The sequence below is a fragment of the Paenibacillus sp. FSL L8-0708 genome (genome assembly GCF_038009325.1).
Taxonomy (GTDB): domain Bacteria; phylum Bacillota; class Bacilli; order Paenibacillales; family Paenibacillaceae; genus Paenibacillus_AQ; species Paenibacillus_AQ odorifer.
This window is the reverse complement of record NZ_JBBPBC010000001.1, coordinates 6,281,589-6,304,348: the sequence shown is the minus strand read 5'-3', so window position 1 is coordinate 6,304,348 and position 22,760 is coordinate 6,281,589. Positions and strand designations below refer to the sequence as shown.

Below are 22,760 nucleotides of genomic sequence, written 5' to 3'. Positions count from 1 at the left end.
ACAATTAAACGCGTAATACCGCGTAATTCAACGTAATTCAACGCTTAATTTAATCCTTCGCGTAATCCTGAACGCAATCCTCCGCGCAATCCTCAGTCCATTCCTCCGCGCAATCCTCAGTCCAATCCGCCTACACTATGCACCGCCGGCTCACTAAATAGGTAATCTTGATGGCTAAGATTCTTAAGGGATAGCATAAGGATCAGCCTCTTTTTTGTGTAATTAATTACCAATACATAGACACTTACAAACTCACAGTATTATGATAATCAGAGTGACCCTAAAGCGGAGCTTTGTTAGGCGAACATGAATAGGTAAAGAAAAGATACCGAATGTAAACGGTTCACACTCGCTGTGTTAACGCTTTCTTCTTACAATTAGGATATAGAAAATAAGGGAGGTTCAATAGATGAAAAGAAAGATTAAAGGCTTGCCTTTAATGGCATCGGCCATTGTTTTATCATTAGTTTTCAGTGGTTGCTCCAGCAATAATAGTGGAAACAGTAGTAGTACCGCAGAGGGAAACACTAGTGCGCAAACGGAAATGGAAGGCGGCCCTTTAACCAAATATGATCCGCCGATCAAACTTCGCTCCACGATGAACGAAACAGGCAAAGAGACGTTGGCGCAGGGCGATACACATTCCAATAACATCTGGACCAGAGGATACGAGGAAGAGCTTGGGATTAAAGTGTCCTATGACTGGATTGTGGCTGATGCCAACTATAACGATAAAATGAACGTTACCTTGGCGAGCGGGGATTTGCCTGATTTGTTAAAGGTGTCCACGGTGCAATTTGAGCAGCTTTATGAAGCTGGCATGTTGGAGGATTTGACCGGGGTATTTGATAAATATGCTTCGGATCTTGTCAAAGAATATTACGCAGAAGAGGACGGAGCAGGGCTAAAGCCGGTTACGAAAGATGGAAAACTGATGGCGATGGTAAGCTTCCCGGGTTCGCTGGATTCCTCTGATATGATATGGATTCGAAAAGACTGGATGGACAAGCTGAATCTGGCAGAGCCAACATCCATGCAGGATATTATTAAGATTGCAGAAGACTTTACATTTAAAGATCCAGACGGAAATGGCAAACAGGATACTTACGGCATTTCGTTGAACAAGGACTTGCCAATCAATGCGTTTCTACTCGGGTACCATGCTTACCTGGAAACTTGGATCAAAAACGCCGATGGCGAGGTTGTGAATGGTACGATTCAACCGGAGGTAAAGGCTGGACTTGCGGAGCTGCAAAGATTGTATAAAGAAGGAGTCATTGATCCAGAGTTTGGGGTAAAAGACTTTGCCAAAGCGATGGAGGATGTGAATGCTGGTAAATCCGGTATGTTATTTTTGCCGCAATGGGCCCCTTTCCAAGTAAAGGACATGATTAAAAAGGATCAAAATGTTAACTGGGTGCCTTATCCAGTACAATCTATTGATGACCAACCTGCCAAAACCCAAAACCATCTTACAATTGGTGGCGTATTCGCGGTCCGTAAGGGCTACGAACATCCGGAGGCATTGATCAAGCTGCTTAACTTCCAAGCAGAGAAAATGTTTGGGGAGTCCGCTAAAACAGAACGGGCAAAATATTTGAACGGGGACACAGGTCTGGGCTTCCAAAACGCGGTTGTATCCAACCTGCCACCGAACAAAAATGTAAAGGCACAGGATGAAGTGGAAAAAGCCCTTGAATCGGGAGATACCTCAAACATGGGCCTTGAAGCTAAATTATTCTATGATGATATTCAAAGCTACCGCGGTGGAGATCTTGATAAATGGCATATGGAACGGATCTTTGGGCCGCTTAGCTCACAATCGGTTATCAAACACTACCGCGACAACGACTTGGTGTTGATGAATGAGTTCATTTATGCCCCAACTAAAACGATGAACAGCAAAGCGGCTACCTTGGATAAACTGCGTGCAGAGACCTTTGTCAAAATCATTTACGGAAGTCTTCCTATCGATGAATTCGACAAATTCGTAGCCAACTGGAAAAAGCTCGGTGGAGATCAAATAACGAAAGAAGTAAATGATATCGTAAAAGCAAACTAGTAAAAACGACGCAGAAGAGGACTGCCCCTAGTCATGATAATGACAAACGGGCAGTTCTTTTTTTGGCTGAACAGCTATTCGGTTCGATAACCAGGTCAACAAAAGATACTTAAAGTCAATACGCTACACTATTAAGGCAATTTGGGGCTGCTCTATAATTGAGATACAAGGAGGAGAAAGCATATGCACTTTAATACTAAGCAATTTCTACGTAATATTCCGCTCCATTTAATGATTTTACCTGCCTTAATAGTGATCATTATTTTTAGTTATATTCCGATGGCTGGCCTTGTAATTGCCTTCCAGAATTTTTCCCCGATCTCAGGGTTTAAGAATATGAACTGGACAGGGCTCGAAAACTTTCGTTATTTGTTTGAGCTTCCCGGTTTTGGTCAGGTCGTATGGAATACTGTATTTATCTCCGTCATGAAAATTATTGCTGGCCTGACCGTGCCAGTTATAGCGGCTTTATTGCTTAATGAGGTTCGTGTAAACGGCTTCAAACGTTCGATTCAGACGATTATTTATATGCCGCACTTTTTCTCATGGGTTATCTTGGGCGGGATTATCGTAGATGTACTGTCTCCGAGCAGCGGGATTGTCAACATGCTTTTAAAAGCACTAGGCATGCAGCCTATTCAATTTCTAGCGGACAATAGCTGGTTCCCATACGTACTAGTGATCACAGATCAATGGAAGGAGTTTGGATTCGGGACGATTATTTATTTGGCGGCTTTAACCAGCATTGACTCCTCCCTTTATGATGCTGCTGTAATCGATGGTGCCGGAAGATGGAAGCAGACGTGGCATATTACGCTTCCGGGCATTCGCCCGATTATGATCCTGATGCTTACACTCAGCCTTGGCAACGTCCTGAACGGGGGATTTGACCAAGTGTTCAACCTGTACAATCCGCTAGTGTATGAATCAGGTGATATTTTGGACACGATGATTTACCGAATTGGTCTACAGGATGCTCAGTACTCTGTATCGACCGCACTAGGATTGATAAAATCGGTAGTTTCCTTCGTATTTATCGGGCTGGGTTATTATCTGGCGTATCGTTTTGCTAAATATCGGATTTTTTAGAGAGAAAGGAGTGGACTAAATGCACCATACTTCAACTGCTTATCGTTGGTTTCTCCGCTGCAATTATGTATTTCTGACTTTGCTCGCGGTGCTTTGTCTTTTTCCAATCGTGAATATTCTGGCGATCTCCTTCAGCTCCAGCGCAGCTGTTAACGCGGGTAGCGTAACCTTCTGGCCTGTGGATTTCACACTTTCTTCCTATAAATATATCCTTCAGAACAACCAGTTCATTCACTCCTTCGGAACTAGTCTGCTCCGGGTAGTGCTTGGGGTATCCGTTAACTTGTTGTTTACGATTCTAGTAGCTTATCCGCTGTCTAAAGAGGCAAAGTCCTTCCGCTCACGGACCGTGTATGCCTGGATTTTTGTGTTCACGATGCTCTTCAGCGGGGGTCTGATTCCTGGCTATTTAATTGTAAAAGAAATGGGGCTGCTGGATAGCATCTGGTCGCTTGTTATACCGGGCGCGGTGCCGATCTTTAATGTTCTGCTTATGCTCAATTTCTTCAGAGGTTTGCCCAAAGAATTGGAGGAAGCCGCATGGATGGATGGCGCGGGACACTTACGCACGTTATGGAGTGTGTATCTGCCGGTATCTATGCCAAGTATTGCGACCATTACGTTGTTCGCTTTGGTGGGTCACTGGAATGCATGGTTCGATGGTATGATTTATATGAGAAGCCCGGAACATTATCCGCTGGCCACCTATTTACAATCCATACTTCAGCAGGTATCGATCCAGACTGAAAATATTACTTTTGAACAAGCTGCGTTGTTAAACCAAATCTCAGACCGTACAACGCAAGCCTCCCAGATCTTCTTGTCTATCATTCCGATCCTGGCGATTTATCCGTTCCTGCAAAGATATTTTGTGCATGGACTAGTCGTGGGTAGTGTAAAGGGTTAAACTGGACTGGACCTAAATATAAGAAGGAGCCTGAACACGGCTCCTTCTTTATTATTATTCGATAGAAGAGGGAGAACATTCCAATGAAATCATTCTCCATCGGGTGGAACCCCGATTCCATTGTGATCAAGCTGATCGGAGCTTTCCTATTGGTCATGCTTCCACTCTGCGCGTTGAGTATATCTATTACCTACTATAGCTCCAACCAAATGCAAGCTGAAGTGGAGAGGGCGAACGAATCGAAGGTTCATTTTTACTACAGCCATCTTGAATTTGAGCTGCAACGGATAACGGGCTTAGTCACGGAGTACTCTCAGGATGAAACGCTGGCTACTTTCAGTACCCGTATTCCAATTATGAGCCGGTACGAAGTGGATTCTAATCTGAACAATATATACACCAAGCTAAAACAAATCAAAGAAACCAGTCCTTATATTAGTGATGTTGTGTATTATGTACCGGAAATTAATAAGCGGGTTAGCGCTGCGGTGGGGGTTAGGGATGTCACCAACGAGGAATGGCAAAGTCTGCTGGCCACTATGGGTAATCTGAAGGGTGCTTTATCTAAATACGAAGACGAGTTATATTTACTGCGCAGTAATCCCTATAATCTGGATCGTAATCTTTCACCTAATTTTTTGCTGGGAGTGAAGCTTTCCTCACCTGAGCTTGAGTTGCGTTTGAAAGAATTTGCGGTATCAGGGGGGAGCGATATTACGTTAGCCTTCGGCAATAACGATTATGTGATATCAACTTCTGACCAGAAGCCTAGGTTGTTCCCCATAGAGAAACCTCTAAATAGTGAAGAGACTGTAAGTGTGCAGCGGTATCGTTTTGATAATTCTTTTTACTATTCGCTCTACGATCACAGCAATAACTTTAGGCTGACCGCAAATATTCCCAATACGGTGCTCATGAAGCCGATTCATGTCTACTCATTGTTGCTATGGTTGTTGTTCGTTGTCTCGATAGTGATCATTATCTTGTTCTCTTTATGGACGTACAGGATGATTCATCGCCCGATGTCTATTCTTATCAGAGGGTTTAAGAAAGCGGAGCAGGGGCAGACGGGGATCTTTATTACTCACTCCCGCAGGGATGAGTTTGGGTATCTATATTCTCGTTTCAATGAGATGCTTAAGCATCTGAATACGTTAATCGATGAGAACTACGTGCAGCGTATCCGGACAGGGGAAGCGGAGCTTAAACATTTACAATCGCAGATCACCCCTCATTTTCTCTACAACAGTCTATTTAGCATAAAACAGATGGCTGAGGTGGAAAATGTAGAGCTGATCAAGGAGTTATCTGATTATTTAGGGCAATATTTTCGGTACATGACCCGGGATTCCGCCCAGGAGGTTACTTTGCAGCAAGAGCAGGAGCATGCTTTGGTCTATCTGGCTATACAGCGGATTCGTTTTGGCGCGAGAATTAGAGCTGAGGTAGATGAGATTGCAGCGGATTGCCGGGACATCAAAGTCCCACGGGTTCTCCTGCAGCCCATTATTGAAAATGTATTCGAGCATGGGCTTAAGCAAAAAAGCAGCAATGGCCTATTAAAAATGAGTTATGAAAAAGTTGAGCATACGCTGACTATTATAATAGAAGATAACGGTGACTCACTTAGTGAGGACAAGTTAAATCTCTTGCAGCGCCAGTTCTCCGAGCAGAATGCCATTCAGGGGGAAATCACGGGTTTATTAAATGTGAATCAGAGATTGAGGATCAAATTTGGTTCCCCTTATGGCTTGATGGCAGAGAGAAGTTGTTTGGGCGGACTTTGTGTAAGAGTCAATTTACCGCTTAAAGGGGACGTGCAGGATGCAACGAATGATGATAGTTGATGATGAGCCTAATATTTTGGATGGGCTGTACGAATTTTTTGTAAAGGCAGATTTTAAAGATTTGGAGATCATAAAGGTTCATTCAGCGGATCATGCCATAGACTGGCTTAATACCGTAAAAATAGATATTGTGCTTAGTGACATCTGTATGCCGGGTATGGATGGAATGGCGTTAATTCAGGAAATTGTCGACCGCTGGCCACGTTGTAAAGTAATTCTGCTGACAGGACATAATGAATTCGATTTTGCCCATCAGGCGATCCGAAATCCATGTGTAGTTGACTATTTATTGAAGACAGAGGGGATGGATAAAATTCGTGCCGCTGTGGAGCTGACTTTGGAGAAAATATCTTCAGAAGAGGATTATTTCTATAAAAGCCAGTGGCTTCGCGACAAGCTCCCGCGCGCGCTGCCCCAGTTACAGCAGCAATTATTACACGATATTCTAAGACGCACCGAACGGATAGACCGGCAGAGCTTGCAGGTTGAATTCGACGCCATTCAGCTCCCGTTCAACGCGGATGGACCCGTCCTGCCTATTATTCTGCGAATGGAGGCTTGGCGAAATTATGAAACGGCTTCTGACCGGAGCTTAATTCGTTATGCGGTAGCCAATATTGCGGAGGAGCTGCTCAGCGACAAGGTTGAAGTTAAGGCTGTGGATCTGGATCCGGGGACGATAGCTTGTTTTGTTCAGCCTAAAAGTGAAAGTGTATCCTCAATCAAGGAAGAAGAGCTCTGGTTAAAAACGCTCCGCTTCGTCCACGGAACAATGGAATCCGTTCAGCAAGCCTGTGGCAAATGTCTGCAACTATCTGTGTCTATTATCGCTAGTGATCAGGAAGTGCATTGGCATGAGCTGAACTATGCCTTGAACCGTTTACGATTAGCCATTTTTGATAGCCCCGGACTTGGGATGGAAAAGCTGCTGAGGATAAATACCAAGGAAGTGAGCCCAAGTCCAGGTTCTATGCATAATCGAAATGCAACAGCGGAACTACTGCTCGACTATTTAAAACAACGGCTGCTTGAAGGTGATCTCGATTGGGGCACATCTTTTCGCAAATGGGTGGAGCTCTCGGGGGAAGGTGGGCCGGAGGATCCTTTTTTGAGATTAAGATTACTGTCTGGGATCAGCAACACCCTGCTGCAGACTTTACAAGAGTTAGGTTTAACGGAAAAAGCACATAGCGGTATGAATTTATCACGCATGTTATATTTTAATATCAATACACACTGGTCGGATGTCATCTCTTTTTATCACACGTTTTTTGAATGGATTATCTCGAACAGAAGCGCTACCTATAAACATGATGAATCGAATATCCTGTCCATGATCCACCAATATATTAAATCCCATCTGGCCGATGATTTATCCTTAACCCGGATTGCGCAGGAAGTCTCACTTAATCCGTCCTATCTGTCACGCTGGTATAAAAGAACGACAGGGAAGGGGATTTCTGATTATATTCTGGAGAAAAAAGTGGAGCTGAGTAAGGAGCTGCTGCTTGGAACTGCTCTAAAAATGCACGAGATCTCCGGCCAGCTCGGGTTTAGTGATCAGCACTATTTTTTTCGATTCTTCAAAAAAACCGTTGGCTGTACGCCGCAGGAATATCGAGAGCAAAAACGAGGATAAATAACAATACCCCGAAAGACGGACACCTGTTCAGAAGGTGCATCTTTCGGGGTATGGTTTGTGGCTGTATTTTAACGATTATTTACCGAGTTGTTTGTCTACTTCTCGAACCGGATTCTCGCCAACATTCTCTTCAACCTTGTGGCTACTCATAAACCAGCCGATTACAGCGATGAGTACGAGCACAACGTAGAAGGTGGCTTTCCACCAGGTACTATGAGCGAAATCTTCGGACAGAACACCAAGTGAAGGGTGCGCCAATGTAATGACTGAGAGCTTAACACCCACCCAACCTACGATAAAGAAGGCTGCAATTTCAAGTCCTGGACGGGAATGCAGCAACTTAACGAAGAAGGAAGCTGCGAAACGCATAATGACCAGACCGATAAATCCACCGGCAAAGATGACGAGGAATTGTCCGCCATCAAGGCCTCCGATTTTTGGAAGACCACTTGCAGGAAGAGCAACCGCGAGTGCAACTGCGGCTAGGATGGAATCGACCGCGAAGGCGATGTCAGCAACTTCTACCTTCAGAACAGTAAACCAAAAGCTGGATTTCTTTTTATTGACCGCACCGTCAGTGCCGCTTTCAGCAGCTTCATCTGTGACAGGTTTCTTAAACAACAGTTTTCGGAAAATATGATTACCCGCGATAAATAATAAATAAATCGCGCCGATGGCTTGTACTTGCCAGATATCGACCAGATAGGAGATGACAAATAGCGAACCGAATCGGAACACGAAGGCCCCCGCTAATCCGTAAAACAACGCTTTTTTTCTTTCCTCATCAGGAAGGTGCTTAACCATAATTGCCAATACCAATGCGTTATCTGCGGCGAGTAGTCCCTCTAGTGCTACCAGAACAAGCAATACCCAACCGTACTCTAATAATAATCCCCAATCCATTACTGTTGTCCTCCCTTTTTGAATGCAAATATCTACCAAAAGATATCTACCCTACCATTTTAACCAAATTTATATAAAAAAGACCTTTACCAAACAGATTAGCCTTTGGAATAAAGGTCTAACCTGATTGGTAAAGGTCTCGCTAACAATGTGAATTGCCAATAAAGCCGGAGAATATCCTCATATTCTCGTATTGACGACTTTATTTAACAGCTACTCCCCTTTACGGGATATATTAAATTTTTAAGATTATTCAATGTGTTCTTGCCTAAAGAGATCATATACGAGATGAAAGTCATTGTCAATAAAAGTTGCAGAAATAAATGGGATTATATCTATTTATAATCTAGAATTTGGCCTAGAAACATGACATAGTGCTCAGAATTAAGTGTAAATAAACAAAGTGAAAACGGAATTAGAGCTGAACAGGTTATATAACCTTACATAGAAATCTTAATTGTAATGTAAACCTCCGGAATTGCGGGTTGTCTGGCTGCGTTGCAAGCCGTAAAATGGGTTACAAGGGTAGGGACGACTTATGCGGGCGTAATGCATCGCTTCAATTCACTCGACTTCGCCTGTTACAGCGTCCATATTACCCGTAATCCGAATTGCACTTGCTGCGGAGAGGAAGGTAAACCGTGAAAAGTCTCAGGCTATGCGATACGACACTTAGGGATGGTGAACAGGCGGCTGGAGTTTCATTCACGAGGGAAGAAAAGCTGGAAATCGCAAGGTTGCTGTCGGAATGCGGAGTGGAGCAAGCAGAGGTAGGAATTCCTGCCATGGGCAAGCAAGAGCAAGAAGATATTGCGGCTATCGCTGATTTAGGTCTACCTATGAAGATGATGACTTGGAATCGGGCTTTGGAAAGTGATATCGACAAAGCTTGGGCGACGGGTGTGAACTGGAGTCATGTATCGATCCCTGTCTCGGAAATTCAATTACAAGGTAAGCTAGGTTTAACACCTGCCAAAGGTCTGACAAGATTACTGCATGCGACGGAATATGGTCAACGGCTAGGAATGACTGTGTCGGTGGGGATGGAGGACTCTTCAAGGGCAAGTATGGAGTACTTGGTTGAACTGGTAAATACATTATATAGAGAAGGCATTCGTTGGTTCCGTTATGCGGATACGGTATCTGCTCATCATCCGGGTCAAATGGCAGAGCGGGTAAGCACATTACTTAGTGCTGTTCCTGTAGATGTAGAGCTTGAGGTACACTGCCACAATGATTTTGGTCTTGCGGCTGCAAACACACTTAGCGGTATTGCCGCGGGTGCGGTCTGGGCAAGCACTACGGTAGCAGGGATTGGTGAACGTACCGGGAATGCAGCAATGGAAGAAGTAGTGATGGCTTGGCGTTATCTTTATGGCGGGGAGAGCAGCGTACGTCCGGAGTGTTTGAAAGGGCTGGCGGATAGGGTGATCACAGCCTCGGGCCGAAGTGTCGGCGATGCCAAACCAATCGTCGGATCACTCGCCTTCACACATGAATCTGGGATACATGTTGACGGTTTGTTGAAAGAAACAGCCACCTACCAGACCTTTGATCCCACAGAGGTGGGGAGAGCACATCATTTTGTGTTAGGTAAACATTCCGGAAGTGGTGGAATCATACATGTACTGAACGCACATGGTTTAGAGGTTAGTGCTGGAACCGCGGGACGTTTGCTTGAACGGGTGAGAGACTATGCCGAAGTTAATAAAGTGAATGTGCCAGAGCTCCTCTTGGTTGAATGGCTGAGGGAGGATTGGCAACGACCGTAAGAGATATTAGTAAGAATGAATAAAGGCTGACAAGACGGGTATGAAACCTGTCTTGTCAGCCTTTTAATGTTGTTAGGATTAAGTTTATTGTGTTAGCCCTTAACCGCTCCAGCGGTAATTCCCTTGGTCATCTGTTCTGTGAAGAGCAGGTAGATCAGGATGGTTGGGATAGCGATGATCGTCATAACCGCGAACTGTGCACCATAGTTGGATGAATACTCACCAGTGAATTTCATAATGGAGAAGGGAATCGTCTTAAGATCTTCCGAGGTGAGGAAGGTATTCGCCATAATGAATTCATTCCAAGTGCTGATGAAGTTGAGCACACAGATGGTTGCCAGCGCGGGTTTGGTGATGGGCAGGATGATACGGAAGATTAACCCGTAAATGCCACTGCCATCAATAACGGCGGACTCTTCAATAGCCCGTGGGATGGTCTCCAGGAACCCGGTCATAATCAGGACACTCATGGGGATGACAATGGCTGAGTAAGGCAAAATCAATGTATACATATTGTTCAGCATCCCAAGCTTGTTAAACAGAATGAAGTTTGGCAGCAATGTGGCGTGAATCGGGATGATCATGCCTAACATGATTAGAGAGAGGACAATGCCACTTAGCTTCCATTTCATCCGGGTAAACGCATATCCCATCATCAGGGACACCAGCGCAGAGAGCATAACAGTTATCACTGTAATGATAAGACTGTTGGCAAAATAACGTGGCACACGCCCGTAGGTAAAAGCGTTTCGATAGTTCTCCCACTGGGGTGGAGAGGGCCATTTCAGAAATGAGCTTCCAAAGAACTCACCGCTCTTGAGCAGGGAATAATCGATCAACCAAATAAGCGGAAATAACTGAATCAACGCGATGATACACAGGAACACCATCATTAGGATTTTGCCTGTTGTAGGCTTTCTGCGTTCTTGTTTGTGAAGGTTTAGCTTAGGGGGTGAAGCGGCAGGCGATAAGGAATTATTCATAGGATATCCTCCGGTTACAGGGTTTCTTTAAAATTCTCCGATATCTTTCTTTAAAATCTTGTTGAGGATAACGGTTAGGATCAGGCAGAACACAATAAACAGAATCGAAATGGCATTACCATAGCCGTATAGCGATGATGAGAAGGCGGTTTTGTACAGATAGTTCCCTAGGAACTGTGTGCTATTTGCAGGGCCACCGTTGGTCATTAAGAATACGGTTTCCATTTGCTTAAGACAGGTGGTGACGGCAATGATGATGGCAACCCGCATCATCGGCGAAAGCAGCGGAATGATGATACGCGTGTAGAGGGTAAAGTTGTTGGCGCCATCGATTCTTGCGGCTTCGCTTAAATCTTCCGGAATGCCTTGCAGACCTGAATAATACAGCAGCAGTGCATAACCAAAGCCTTGCCACATAACAACAATGATGATGCACCAGATGGCTGTCTTCGGATCACCGAGCCAATCATGCGTAAGTGCGTCCAATCCAACTCCGCTTAGCAGCTTGTTAAGCAGTCCGTAGTTCGGATGGAAAATTCCGGTCCACAGCTTGGCTGTAACGACGACGGAAATTACAGCGGGGATAAAAAAGATCGTCCGGAATATTTTTTCGTATTTGCCGGAATTGGTTAGGAATATCCCCATGAGAATGGCAAAGGGATGTTGTAAAAATACAGTGGCAGCGGTCAGGAGCAGGGCATTGACCAGCGATCTCCAGAACACTTTGTCATGAAATAGAATTTCGCGGTAGTTATCAAAGCCGATGAAATTGTATTTGCCGATTCCGCCCCAATCCGTAGAACCGTAATAAGCGCTCATGAAGATAGGGATGCAGATCATAAAAGCAAATAGGAACAGTCCAGGTGCGATGAGTAAGAATATCGCTTTTTTGTCGCTTAACACTCTGTGCATGGAAATCTCCGTCCTTTTAAAGAGTAATCTATCTATTACCATCGTAACGGGAAGCCAGGCACCGGAACATGCCGTAAATTTCAGATCGGTGTATACATTTTTTCGAAAACAAAACCCCGGCCTCTGGGGGAAGCCGGGGTTTGCGCACTGCCATCTATAAGCTTACTTCAGGAGCGCTAAGGTTCATGTTTTTTGTAGTTCTCTGGTTTATTTACCAGCGAATTTATCGGATGCAGCATCCAGTGCTTTGGCGAATTCTTCAGGGGTAATCGCATCAGATAGCAGGCTTTGATGCGCCTCCATTACCTTTTGCTTGAACTCATCGTCACCCACATCCTGCAGTGGAGTACCGCTGGAAGAGGTCATGGAGCTGAACACTTCAATCAATTCTTTTTGCAGCTGGGTTTCGTTACCCGTTAGGAATTGATCGAATTGCTGCGCAGGTGTACCCGCGCCAGCTTGCCATAGCATTTTAGACCAATGCTCTGGAGCGAAGAAATATTTCAAGAAATCAACAGCGGCTTCAGCATGTTTGGAGTTTTTGCTGACTGCATATCCACCACCATACCAAGCGGCATCATCGGTTGCTTTACCTTTAGCTGAAGCTGGGAATGCGAAAGCACCTACGTTATTGCGGAATTCTTCAGAGAAGTTCTCGTCTGTTGCCAGACCGGACTCCCAAGCGCCCATAAAGAACATGGCAGCTTGCCCTTGTCCGAACAAGTTGCGTGCAGCACCGTAATCGGCAGTCAGCCAGCCATCGGCAAAACCTTTAGCATCGGCGAATTGCTGCATTTCAGTTGCAGCTGCAACCAGACTAGGATCTGTAAAGGATATTTTACGTGCAACAGCTTCATCCATTGTATTGAAATCGCCAGTCTGACGTTGGGCTACAAATTCATACCAGATAGGCAGTGTCCAAGCGTCCATACCATTCATAGCGATCGGGTTAATTTTCTTGGCACGAAGTGTTTTGACGGCGGCAAGCAAATCATCTGTTGTTTTTGGAACCTCGATGCCGTTGTCAGCAAATATTTTTTTGTTATAGTACATCACCATGTAGTCGGCACCACGCGGCAAGCCGTAAAGCTTACCGTCTTTACTGAAGCCGTCCATGGATCCGGACACAAACTGATTACCTTCGAAGTCAGCACTGTTCAGTTCAAGCAGTAGATCGTTATCCAGCAGCGGACTCAGGAAGGAGGGCTGACCCCAGGCTTGAATGATATCGGGAAGCTGATTGCTGGAGGCATACACTTTGATTTTTGATTTGTAAGGCTCATCTTGAAGCGCTTCCACTTCAATCTTGACGTTAGGGTTCTCTTTCATGTAAGCATCGATAATGTCTTGCTCTACTTTACCTGAACCATTGGCCCGATCCGCGAGCGCGGTGAAGAACTTCAGTGTGATTTTTTCGGCGGGTGTGTTTTCCCCTGCACTAGCTGTTGCTTCGGCAGTGGCTTCGGCCTTGTCATTTGTAGGTGCATTGGTAGCTTTCGCATTATTATTTCCGCCACCGCAGCCTGCCAGCAGAGCTGGTAGCATTAGACTCATAAGTGCTAGCTTTATTCCTTTACCTTTCATCAAAAACCCACCTTTTTTATGAGATATATTTCCACGAGAACGGCTGTCATCAAACGAGGACGACAATGTCGTTTCTTCTTGCATCCCCATCTTAAGAGTTTATGACCGATAGAAACATGGTCCATATTTAAGAACTATGTAGGCATTTTTCAGTGATTGTAAAAAGCTGGTTCAGGGTTTAATGATTTCAGTTATACTTGGTTTACACATTTATTGATTATACATGAAGGTGGTTCTCATGAATCGAAACATCCGCTTATTAAGCCGTTATCGCCATCTTCCGCTCCAGTTTAAGCTGTTATTATGGTTTGTGCCGCTGCTTCTCGTGACTATATTTGCTATGGGGTGGAACTCCTATCAGATCTCTTCGCAGCAGGTGGTGGAGAAAATGAAACAGTCACAGGATCACCTGACCCGGAAAACAGCAGAGCAGATTGATGAGATGGTGAGGGGAATGATTTCTTTTTCCAATACACTCTTTCTGGATGAAAGTGTGCAGCGGCTCTTAGTGTCGTCAGAAGCACAAAAAGAACGTAATTCCGTATTTAAAACGGTCACCAACCTGATGGTCGCTGGCAATTCGATTCAATCCCTGATTCTATACTCTTTGGAAGACCAGAATAACGGGGCGGAGCCTTTTGCTGCGAACCAAGCCGGATTGACGACTGGCATGAAGTTCTCTAACTTTGTCCAAACCTCGTACTACAAGGAAGCCGTTGAAGCCGCAGGCAGTCCAACCTTTGGATTGTCCAGACCCACGGATGGCATATTTGTTGGTGATCATTATCATAAGATTGTACTTTCCAGAATTATCAAGAATGTATATACTTTAAAACCGGCAGGGCTAGCGGTGATCGGGGTCGATGCTGGTAAGATTGGAAGCCAATATCTAGACAACTCTGAAGATGATGTAGATATGTTTGTGGTTGATCGAGACGGGCTCATCATTACGGCTTCTAACCGGAGCTGGATCGGCAAAAGAGATCTTGATCTTCCGTATTTTGCGGACAGCGATCCTAAGTTGAACCTAGAGCAGAGACTGGAGTCTACAGCGGATCACAAACAGTGGATTGTCTCGCATCTGCAGTCAGAAACGACGGGTTGGTATGTAGTGGTGGTGCATTCCAAACGGCAGCTTGTCAAAGAGCTGGGGCAGATTTCACAGGTCACGGTGACGATCGCTTTTCTGTGCTTAGCAGTTAGCTTAATGGTTACCTGGCTCGCCGCCGCCTCAATAACGAAACCGCTGAAAAAGCTTTCCCGCTCCATGCGCAGATTCCAGACAGGGGATTTCACGCAGCGCGTATTTTTTGAAGGAAATGATGAGATTGGTCTCTTGGGCCATGGTTATAATCTAATGGTGCAGCGGATCAAATCGCTCATCAATGATGTATATGCCTCCAAACTGAAGCAGCAGGAAGCAGAATTGAAAACGCTTCAGGCACAGATCAGGCCGCACTTTTTATATAACACGCTGAATACGATTTGTTGGGAAGCTGAGAAGAAAGGCGACAAAGAAATAGCGGATATGGTCTATTCGCTTTCTCAAGTATTCCGGCTGAGCTTAAATGATGGGCGGGATACGTTTACATTGGAACAGGAAGTAGAGCTTGTAAAGAATTATTTGTTCCTGCAAAAAAATCGGTTTAGAGAACGTTTTGAGTTCGAAATTACCTTGGATGAGAGTATCAAGGATTTTACAGTTCCTAAGCTGCTGCTCCAGCCACTGGCGGAAAATGCAGTGATTCATGGGATCGAGCCACTGGCTGGAAGCGGACTCATCTCGATTCGCGCCTTCCGCAAAGATAGGACTATTGTGCTCGAAGTTCAAGATAACGGGGTGGGAATCACGCCGGAAAGACTTCAGGAGCTACATCAGCGTTTAGCGAGAGGAAGCTCTATCTCGGAGGAAGAGGAGAATGCTGGACGTTCGGGGTTTGCACTCTCGAATGTACAGGAACGTTTAGCTTTGTTTTTTGCCGGAGCCTCATTGCAAGTAGAGAGTGTAGAAGGAGCAGGCACACGTATTATCATTCATATCACTGTGGAGGGTCCCTAAATGATGAAGCTGAAGCTGCTGATTGCTGAAGACGAAGACACCATCCGTGAGGGTATCGTCAATATGATTGACTGGAATTCGCATCAGATTGAGGTAATGGGCGAAGCGGGGAACGGAAGTGAAGCGCTGGCTCTGATGGAGTCTGAACAGCCGGATTTATTGTTAACGGATATCCGCATGCCGCAGATGAATGGTCTGGAGCTAATCGAAGCTGGACGGCGTCGCGGTTACGACTTTCGCTCGATTATTTTATCTGGATACAATGAGTTCTCTTATGCGAAACAAGCGATTGCGCTGGGGGTTGTCGATTATGTGCTGAAGCCGTGCCGGCCGGAGGAAATTCTGAAGACGGTACTCAAGGCTAAGGAGCTAATTGAAAAGCAGCGTTGTCAGGAGAATGAGCAGCTAAAAAGAGATCGTTCCTGGCATAAAAATGCACCGCTTGTCAAAAGCCAAGTGCTGTCCCAATGGATTCATCATCCTCCGGTTCCGCTGGAGCGGCGGCAGGAGCTGATCGGTGAGTTAGCTATGGCTATTAGTCACGAAGGTCCGCAGATTGGGCTGGTCAGCTTTGATTTTGATCCTCCCTCTGCCGGTGGGTCTGGACAGGATTTTGTACTTTTACGTTACGCGGCCCTAAATATTATTAGTGAGACCTTGTCTCCTATCTATAAAGGAAAAATCGAGACCTTCCATGATGGCAATCTCCTGCTCTGGATCGGCAGTGGTTTAGCTGGAACGGATTCCCGCAAGTCTTACCGAACCCCCATCTATTTAAAAGAGCAGATTGGGATGCTGCAAAGCAATCTGGAGAAATACCTCAAGCTGTCAATCAGTATTGCTGTAGGCTCCTGTCGTGCGGATATTTCGGAAGCTCATCTGTCTTATAAAGAAGCGCTTCAGGCCATGGAATCCCGCTTTCTGAACGGGAAAGGCGGCGTTTATTTTTTTACAGAAGGTTCAGGAGTTATTGGGGGTGGCGCACAGGAGATCGGGATTTTAGATGATCCTGAATTAAATGTGCTGGAGGATGAGATGCTTGTGGCAGTCGGTGCAGGAAGTAATGAGCTTGCCCTCGATCTGCTGGAGCAGTGGCTGGAACGTTTTCGCGGAAACCCCGGATGCCTCAAGCAGGAGGTGAATATTCGGGCAACAGCTTTTGTCGTTCGCCTTAAGAGGCTTGCGCAGGAAAAACAAGTAGCTGGATTTGAATGGAAGCAGCATTTGGTCAATTGGATGGAGCAGGCACCACAGATCGAGACGCTGGAGGAATTATCTACGATCCTGAATAAGATCATGCAGAATGTGGTGGAAGCTTTTTCTAAACATCGCCCTCTGCATCGAACAGTAGTTACAGCGCTTGAGATCATCCGTAACAAATATAATACCAATCTGTCTCTGGAATATGTTGCGAAGGAAGCTTATGTATCTAATACTTATTTAAGTTCACTGTTCCGCCAGGAGCTGGGTGTGAATTTTCTCGATTATTTGCATCAGTACCGGGTAGAAGAGGCAAAAAAGCTGCTCCGCCAAAACTTAAAAATGTACGCTGTTGCAAAGTTAGTAGGCTACGGGGAAGAACGCCACTTCAGTGCTACTTTTAAGAAATGGACCGGACTTACGCCCTCACAATATCAAAAGGGACTAGGGAAGTAGGAGTAAATTGTTATCTACTAGGCTTTGTGTGGTTAAACTCTACATATAGCTAAATAGGAGGTAACCGAGAAATGAACCCGAAATGGTGGAAAGAGAGTGTCGTGTACCAAATTTATCCGATTAGCTTCATGGATAGTAACGGAGATGGGATTGGAGACTTGCAAGGAATCATATCCAGACTGGATTATCTGCAGGATTTAGGTGTAGACGTGATTTGGGTCTGCCCTATTTATAAATCACCAAACCATGATAACGGTTATGATATCAGTGATTACTGTGACATTATGAAGGAATTTGGCACGATGGATGATTTTGACCGTTTGCTGAGGGAGATGCACGCACGTGGGATGAAGCTGATGATGGATTTGGTTCTGAACCATACGTCACATGAGCACCCATGGTTTGTTGAATCCAGATCGTCGAAGGACAATCCGAAACGGGACTACTATATTTGGCGAAAAGGAAAAAATGGAGGTCCCCCGAATAACTGGGAGTCTTATTTCAGTGGCTCGGTGTGGGAACATGATCCACGGACCGATGAATATTACCTTCACCTCTATTCCAAATATCAGCCTGATCTGAACTGGGAGAATCCGGTGGTCATTGATAAGCTGCATGAGATGGTGGAATGGTGGCTGAAGAAGGGTGTGGACGGATTCCGCTTTGATGCCATTGCACATATCGTGAAGACGAAAGGTTACCCGGATGCGGATAATCCAGGTGGAACACGTACCGTAAGGGCTTATGGAATGTTCTCCAATCTGGCAGATGTGCATACCCTGCTACAGAATTTATATGATAAAGTGCTTTATTTCTACGATATTATGACGGTAGGAGAGACCTCAGGACTTGGACCGGAGCAGGCGCTAGATTATGTAGGTGATGGTCGCCGGGAGCTGAATATGACTTTTCAATTTGAGCATATGTTTCTGGATGCCGCTTCGGCAGGTAGTGGGAAATGGGATGTCGTCCCGTGGAGTCTACTGGAGCTGAAAAAGATTATGAGTAATTGGCAGACGGTTCTGCATGACAAAGGCTGGAATGCGAATTATCTCTGCAACCATGACCAGCCGCGCGCAGTGTCCCGGTTTGGGAACGACCTTTTTTACCGGATTCCTTCGGCTAAAATGCTGGCGACCTTCATTCACATGCTGGAAGGCACACCTTATATTTATCAAGGCGAAGAAATTGGAATGACGAATGTCTGTTTCGAATCCATTGATGAGTACCGGGATGTAGAGACGCTTAATTATTATGAAGAAAAGCGAAAAAACGGCATTCCAGAAGAGCAGATTATGTCTGCCATTCATTATAAAAGCCGGGATAATGCCCGCACCCCGATGCAGTGGGACGATGGTCACGCAGGTGGTTTTACGACGGGCACTCCTTGGATTGAAGTAAATTCCAACTATATGGAGATCAACGCTGGCAATGCGATTAAAGATCCCGATTCCATCTACAACTACTATAAACAGCTGATTGCCCTGAGAAAAAAACACAAAGTCATCGTTTATGGAGCCTACGGGCTGCTGCTCGCAGAGCATACAGAGATATATGCGTATACTCGGACATTAGAAGATCAGCGGCTGCTGGTTATTCTGAATTTTTATGATGGAGAGCCTGTATTCGAATGGCCAGCGGAGTTCCAACCAGACAATATTGAGCTGTTAATTTCTAATTATTCCGTGGAAAAAGATGAGCAGATCCAACCGCTTAAACTTCGTCCTTATGAAGCACGAGTATATTTGCAGCAGCTTGTGTAAGGGAAGCTACAGGAATGAGTTGTCATGAAGGGGCTGAGCGCTCCACTGTGACAACTCTTCTTTGAGTTTGTGAGTAAAAGACTGTACAATGGCGATACATTAACATACATAGAGTGGAGTTACAGGAAGACGCCTGTGGGAGGAGAGACAACATGACTGAATGGTATGAAAAGAGCTTCGGAGAGGATTATCTGGTCGTATACAAACATCGAGACTTTGGTGGAGCTCGTAAAGAAGTTGAACGAATGATCTCGTGGCTGGGACTACCGCCAGGCTCCAAAGTGCTGGATTTATGTTGTGGGATGGGACGTCATTCACTGGCGCTTGCGGAAGCAGGGTACGAGGTAACTGGAGTAGATTTATCAGAGGTATTGCTGCGTGAGGCAAGATCTCAAAAAGGAGCGGAGCAGGTAACTTGGCTGCGTTCTGACATGCGGGACCTACCGTTAACTGGAGGTTTCGATGCTGTGGTTAATCTGTTCACTTCCTTTGGTTATTTTGAAGAGGATGAGGAGCAGGTAAAGGTTTTGCGTGAAATCTATCGGATGTTGAAGCCGGGTGGCAAGTTTGTTATTGATTATCTGAACCCTGCGTATGTGATTCGTCATCTGGTGCCGCATTCTACCCGTGAGGATGGAAAGAATCTGATTGATGAGTCGCGGCGGATCGAGGATGGGTATGTGAAGAAGGACATCATTTTAACCTCTAAGAATGATTCTACACCTCGTCATTATCATGAACGTGTGAAGCTGTATTCTTTGGAGAAATTCAGCGGAATGATCGAGGAAGCGGGTTTACAGCTCGAAGCTGTGCATGGCAGCTATGAAGATGAGGTTTATAATGCAGAAAGCTCCACGCGGATGATTTTTAGTGGAATTCGATCGTAATGGTATCAGGAAAAAGATTCAAAGGCGGTGATCGCACCATGTCTAAGGCGGATATCACTTCATGGGACGAGAACATTCTTCAGGTCTCGGTGCCCATGGACTCGCCGCTTCGTCAAGTGAACAGTTATATTCTGCCCGATGAGGATGGCAGAATTACTATTATCGATCCCGGTCCGCGTAGCCCGGAGACAGAAAAATGCTGGCGGGCGATCCTGCAGGAACTGGGATTGTCGTGGAAGGACGTGCGGGATATCGTCGTAACGCATCATCATCCCGATCATTATGGATTGGCGGGATGGTTGCAGTCGCAGACCGGATGTAAAGTATGGGTGACTGAACGTGCTTATGCCGAAGCGATGTTGATGTGGGGCAGTAACACGGATATCAATGAAGTTTTGCCGTTATATTTCATCAGACACGGAATGTCGGAGGAATGGTCGAGTGGAATTAAAGCGCATTTGGAGAGCTTTGACGCTCAAGTAGAGCCACAGCCGGTTGTAACTTATCTGAATGAGGTAGAGCCTTTCGGGATGGGTGGCCGTGAATGGAAATTGATTGTTACTGGCGGACATGCACCGGGACATGTGAGTTTCTATCATGCGGGCAGCGGGCAAATGATCTGCGGCGATGCTGTGCTGCCGCAGATTTCGCCCAATGTCAGCCTGCTTCCAGGCAGCGATCCACAGCCGCTGCAGACGTTTCTTCAGGGGCTGCAGGAGCTGGGGAGCTACCCGGTCAGCATGGCGTTCCCGGGTCATCGGGAACCGTTCACGGGCTTCGCGCACCGGGTCAGCAGCCTGCTCGCTCATCATGAGGAGCGGCTGGATGCCGCGGCAGCCTTGCTCGCAAACGGCCCGCTGAGCGGCTTCGCCGTCTGCGAAATTCTGTTTCGCAGACGGGTAACCACCGTTCACCAGATGCGCTTTGCGATGAGTGAGACACTGGCGCATCTGGCGGAGCTGATGCGCCGGGAGCGGGCAGTGATGATAGAGGCGGACGGTGCTATATTGTTTGCAGCATCTGAAAGTGCTGGTGACCATGCTAGTTAGAGTTTCTAGCGCGATCGAAGAGTGATGAAATGAATGATGAGCGATGATGATGAGTGATGAATGATGAAATGAATTTAGATGTGAAGGTTATGATCTAGTAGAGGTATAGAGCAGTCCTGTGTTATTGGGACTGCTCTTTTTTGGGTTTTGGTTTTAGTGACTAGGTAGAGAGTATAATTCGGTGCTATTTATATGAATATTGAGCTCCTTAGTCCGATCGAATACCCAACTAACATTTGATATATACTCATGCGTCACGCTGATCATTCGGGCTCAGATTGAATTACTTACTCTTGCGTCATGCTGATCATTCGGGCTCAGATTGAATTACTTACTCGTGCGTCATGCTGATCATTCGGGCTCAGATTGAATTACTTACTCTTGCGTCATGCTGATCATTCGGGCTCAGATTGAATTACTTACTCTTGCGTCATGCTGATCATTCGGACTAACATTTGATTACTTTGCTTATGTGTTACGCAGGTCATTCGGACTAACATTTGATTACTTTGCTTATGCGTCATGCTGATCATTCGGACTAACATTTTGATTACTTTACTCATGTGTTACACAGATCATTCGGACTAACCTATGAGTACTTTACTCATGCGTCACATAGATCATTCGGACTCAGATGCCGCTATTCGTGGGTTTTGGGACTTTTGAGGTGAGTATCGGACCGGAGAGGCGTTATTGCTAGTGTAGAGGGTTGTTATTGGTCACTTTTGAGTGAATAGCGACTCTGGAGTCCGAAAGTGTCCGAATCAGGGGTGTTTTATGGAAATAGGGTCACCTGAGTCCGATTACATAACCAAACTAACATTTGATTACTTTACTTATGCGTCACATAGATCATTCGGACTCAGATGCCGCTATTCGTGGGTTTTGGGACTTTTGAGGTGAGTATCGGACCGGAGAGGCGTTATTGCTAGTGTAGAGGGTTGTTATTGGTCACTTTTGAGTGAATAGCGACTCTGGAGTCCGAAAGTGACTAAATCAAGGGTATTTTATGGAGATAGGGTCATCTGAGTCCGATTACATAACCAAACTAAAATTTGATTACTTTACTCATGCGTCACACAGATCATTCGGACTCAGATGCCACTATTCGTGGGTTTTAGGACTTTTGAGATTAGTATCGGACCGGAGAGGCGTTATTGCTAGTGTAGAGGGTTGTTATTGGTCACTTTTGAGTGAATAGCGACTCTGGAGTCCGAAAGTGTCCGAATCAGGGGTGTTTTATGGAAATAGGGTCACCTGAGTCCGATTACATAACCAAACTAACATTTGATTACTTTACTTATGCGTCACATAGATCATTCGGACTCAGATGCCGCTATTCGTGGGTAGAAACACATCTTGCCGAGTAACTAAGTGTTGGTATTGACTAATTAGGGAATTTATCCCTGTTTTTTGAGGTTTGTTGAGGTGTAGAGCTGATATTAGGGAATTCCCCCTAATAATCTACGAATGTAGCTATAAATTAAGGTTTTGGTAGAGTTATTAGGGAAGAATTCCCTAATAACTTAGGTTTTGAACAATTTTCGGTATTTTTTAGGAGTTTTTCCCTAAAACGGTCCCAACCCAACCCAACCCAACCCAACCCAACCCAACCCAACCCAACCCAACCCAACCCAACCCAACC

Annotated in this window: 16 protein-coding genes; 11 read left to right on the top strand and 5 right to left on the bottom strand. The window is 45.4% G+C overall.

Going from position 1 to position 22,760, the window contains the following annotated elements; translation table 11 throughout:
• The first annotated feature begins 409 nt into the window (after positions 1–409).
• The 5 genes from NYE58_RS29630 to NYE58_RS29610 all read left to right on the top strand — a co-directional run bounded on the left by NYE58_RS29630 (position 410) and on the right by NYE58_RS29610 (position 7,544).
• Positions 410–2,062, top strand: a complete 1,653-nt coding sequence (locus NYE58_RS29630) for an extracellular solute-binding protein (RefSeq protein WP_076194604.1) — start codon at positions 410–412, stop codon at positions 2,060–2,062.
• Positions 2,063–2,245: 183 nt separating this feature from the next.
• The gene (locus NYE58_RS29625) at positions 2,246–3,151 is read left to right on the top strand and encodes an ABC transporter permease (protein ID WP_341003735.1); all 906 of its coding nucleotides are present in this window, start codon (positions 2,246–2,248) and stop codon (positions 3,149–3,151) included.
• 19 nt (positions 3,152–3,170) lie between these two features.
• A complete protein-coding gene (locus NYE58_RS29620; protein ID WP_038573097.1) occupies positions 3,171–4,058 on the top strand; it encodes a carbohydrate ABC transporter permease in 888 nt (295 codons plus the stop codon).
• A gap of 83 nt (positions 4,059–4,141) precedes the next feature.
• Positions 4,142–5,905: a sensor histidine kinase gene (locus tag NYE58_RS29615; protein ID WP_341003734.1), complete on the top strand. Its 1,764-nt coding sequence runs from the start codon at positions 4,142–4,144 to the stop codon at positions 5,903–5,905.
• A complete protein-coding gene (locus tag NYE58_RS29610; protein ID WP_341003733.1) occupies positions 5,892–7,544 on the top strand; it encodes a response regulator transcription factor in 1,653 nt (550 codons plus the stop codon). The genes NYE58_RS29615 and NYE58_RS29610 overlap by 14 nt, the downstream gene beginning before the upstream one ends.
• A 78-nt stretch (positions 7,545–7,622) precedes the next feature.
• On the opposite strand, the gene NYE58_RS29605 is transcribed toward NYE58_RS29610, so the two are convergent.
• On the bottom strand, positions 7,623–8,450 hold the full coding sequence (locus NYE58_RS29605; protein ID WP_036679597.1) for a TerC family protein: 828 nt from the start codon (positions 8,448–8,450) through the stop codon (positions 7,623–7,625).
• Between the two features lie 641 nt (positions 8,451–9,091).
• Here NYE58_RS29605 and NYE58_RS29600 point away from each other — a divergent pair.
• Positions 9,092–10,222 carry a homocitrate synthase/isopropylmalate synthase family protein gene (locus NYE58_RS29600; RefSeq protein ID WP_076277611.1) on the top strand — a complete coding sequence of 377 codons (1,131 nt, stop codon included), beginning with the start codon at positions 9,092–9,094 and terminating at the stop codon, positions 10,220–10,222.
• Between the two features lie 92 nt (positions 10,223–10,314).
• Here NYE58_RS29600 and NYE58_RS29595 read toward each other — a convergent pair whose 3' ends face one another.
• From NYE58_RS29595 to NYE58_RS29585, 3 genes are all read right to left on the bottom strand, one after another.
• The gene (locus NYE58_RS29595) at positions 10,315–11,205 is read right to left on the bottom strand and encodes a carbohydrate ABC transporter permease (RefSeq protein ID WP_036679567.1); all 891 of its coding nucleotides are present in this window, start codon (positions 11,203–11,205) and stop codon (positions 10,315–10,317) included.
• Positions 11,206–11,232: 27 nt separating this feature from the next.
• Positions 11,233–12,117 (bottom strand): carbohydrate ABC transporter permease, encoded by an 885-nt coding sequence (locus NYE58_RS29590; RefSeq protein ID WP_036679565.1) that lies wholly within the window; start codon positions 12,115–12,117, stop codon positions 11,233–11,235.
• Positions 12,118–12,324: 207 nt separating this feature from the next.
• Positions 12,325–13,701, bottom strand: a complete 1,377-nt coding sequence (locus NYE58_RS29585) for an ABC transporter substrate-binding protein (RefSeq protein ID WP_076129193.1) — start codon at positions 13,699–13,701, stop codon at positions 12,325–12,327.
• A 238-nt stretch (positions 13,702–13,939) separates the two neighbouring features.
• Here NYE58_RS29585 and NYE58_RS29580 point away from each other — a divergent pair, with 238 nt between their 5' ends.
• The 5 genes from NYE58_RS29580 to NYE58_RS29560 all read left to right on the top strand — a co-directional run bounded on the left by NYE58_RS29580 (position 13,940) and on the right by NYE58_RS29560 (position 21,115).
• On the top strand, positions 13,940–15,760 hold the full coding sequence (locus tag NYE58_RS29580; RefSeq protein ID WP_076186346.1) for a sensor histidine kinase: 1,821 nt from the start codon (positions 13,940–13,942) through the stop codon (positions 15,758–15,760).
• Positions 15,761–17,416 (top strand): response regulator, encoded by a 1,656-nt coding sequence (locus NYE58_RS29575; protein WP_341003731.1) that lies wholly within the window; start codon positions 15,761–15,763, stop codon positions 17,414–17,416. It begins immediately after the preceding gene.
• A gap of 71 nt (positions 17,417–17,487) precedes the next feature.
• Positions 17,488–19,179 carry a glycoside hydrolase family 13 protein gene (locus NYE58_RS29570; RefSeq protein ID WP_076220455.1) on the top strand — a complete coding sequence of 564 codons (1,692 nt, stop codon included), beginning with the start codon at positions 17,488–17,490 and terminating at the stop codon, positions 19,177–19,179.
• 152 nt (positions 19,180–19,331) lie between these two features.
• Entirely contained in the window at positions 19,332–20,066 is a 735-nt protein-coding gene (locus tag NYE58_RS29565) for a class I SAM-dependent methyltransferase (protein WP_341003730.1), read from the top strand.
• Positions 20,067–20,161: 95 nt separating this feature from the next.
• A complete protein-coding gene (locus NYE58_RS29560; protein ID WP_341003728.1) occupies positions 20,162–21,115 on the top strand; it encodes an MBL fold metallo-hydrolase in 954 nt (317 codons plus the stop codon).
• A 419-nt stretch (positions 21,116–21,534) separates the two neighbouring features.
• On the opposite strand, the gene NYE58_RS29555 is transcribed toward NYE58_RS29560, so the two are convergent.
• A complete protein-coding gene (locus NYE58_RS29555) occupies positions 21,535–21,678 on the bottom strand; it encodes a hypothetical protein (RefSeq protein ID WP_341003727.1) in 144 nt (47 codons plus the stop codon).
• Between the last annotated feature and the right edge of the window lie 1,082 nt (positions 21,679–22,760).

Coding starts and splice junctions, on each gene's coding strand:
- NYE58_RS29560 (WP_341003728.1), top strand. CDS start 20,162: ATGGACTCGCCGCTTCGTCAAGTGAACAGTTATATTCTGCCCGATGAG.
- NYE58_RS29565 (WP_341003730.1), top strand. CDS start 19,332: ATGACTGAATGGTATGAAAAGAGCTTCGGAGAGGATTATCTGGTCGTA.
- NYE58_RS29610 (WP_341003733.1), top strand. CDS start 5,892: ATGATGATAGTTGATGATGAGCCTAATATTTTGGATGGGCTGTACGAA.
- NYE58_RS29595 (WP_036679567.1), bottom strand. CDS start 11,205: ATGAATAATTCCTTATCGCCTGCCGCTTCACCCCCTAAGCTAAACCTT.
- NYE58_RS29590 (WP_036679565.1), bottom strand. CDS start 12,117: ATGCACAGAGTGTTAAGCGACAAAAAAGCGATATTCTTACTCATCGCA.
- NYE58_RS29580 (WP_076186346.1), top strand. CDS start 13,940: ATGAATCGAAACATCCGCTTATTAAGCCGTTATCGCCATCTTCCGCTC.
- NYE58_RS29615 (WP_341003734.1), top strand. CDS start 4,142: ATGAAATCATTCTCCATCGGGTGGAACCCCGATTCCATTGTGATCAAG.
- NYE58_RS29570 (WP_076220455.1), top strand. CDS start 17,488: ATGAACCCGAAATGGTGGAAAGAGAGTGTCGTGTACCAAATTTATCCG.
- NYE58_RS29585 (WP_076129193.1), bottom strand. CDS start 13,701: ATGAAAGGTAAAGGAATAAAGCTAGCACTTATGAGTCTAATGCTACCA.
- NYE58_RS29625 (WP_341003735.1), top strand. CDS start 2,246: ATGCACTTTAATACTAAGCAATTTCTACGTAATATTCCGCTCCATTTA.
- NYE58_RS29555 (WP_341003727.1), bottom strand. CDS start 21,678: ATGAGTAAAGTAATCAAAATGTTAGTCCGAATGATCAGCATGACGCAT.
- NYE58_RS29620 (WP_038573097.1), top strand. CDS start 3,171: ATGCACCATACTTCAACTGCTTATCGTTGGTTTCTCCGCTGCAATTAT.
- NYE58_RS29630 (WP_076194604.1), top strand. CDS start 410: ATGAAAAGAAAGATTAAAGGCTTGCCTTTAATGGCATCGGCCATTGTT.
- NYE58_RS29605 (WP_036679597.1), bottom strand. CDS start 8,450: ATGGATTGGGGATTATTATTAGAGTACGGTTGGGTATTGCTTGTTCTG.
- NYE58_RS29575 (WP_341003731.1), top strand. CDS start 15,761: ATGATGAAGCTGAAGCTGCTGATTGCTGAAGACGAAGACACCATCCGT.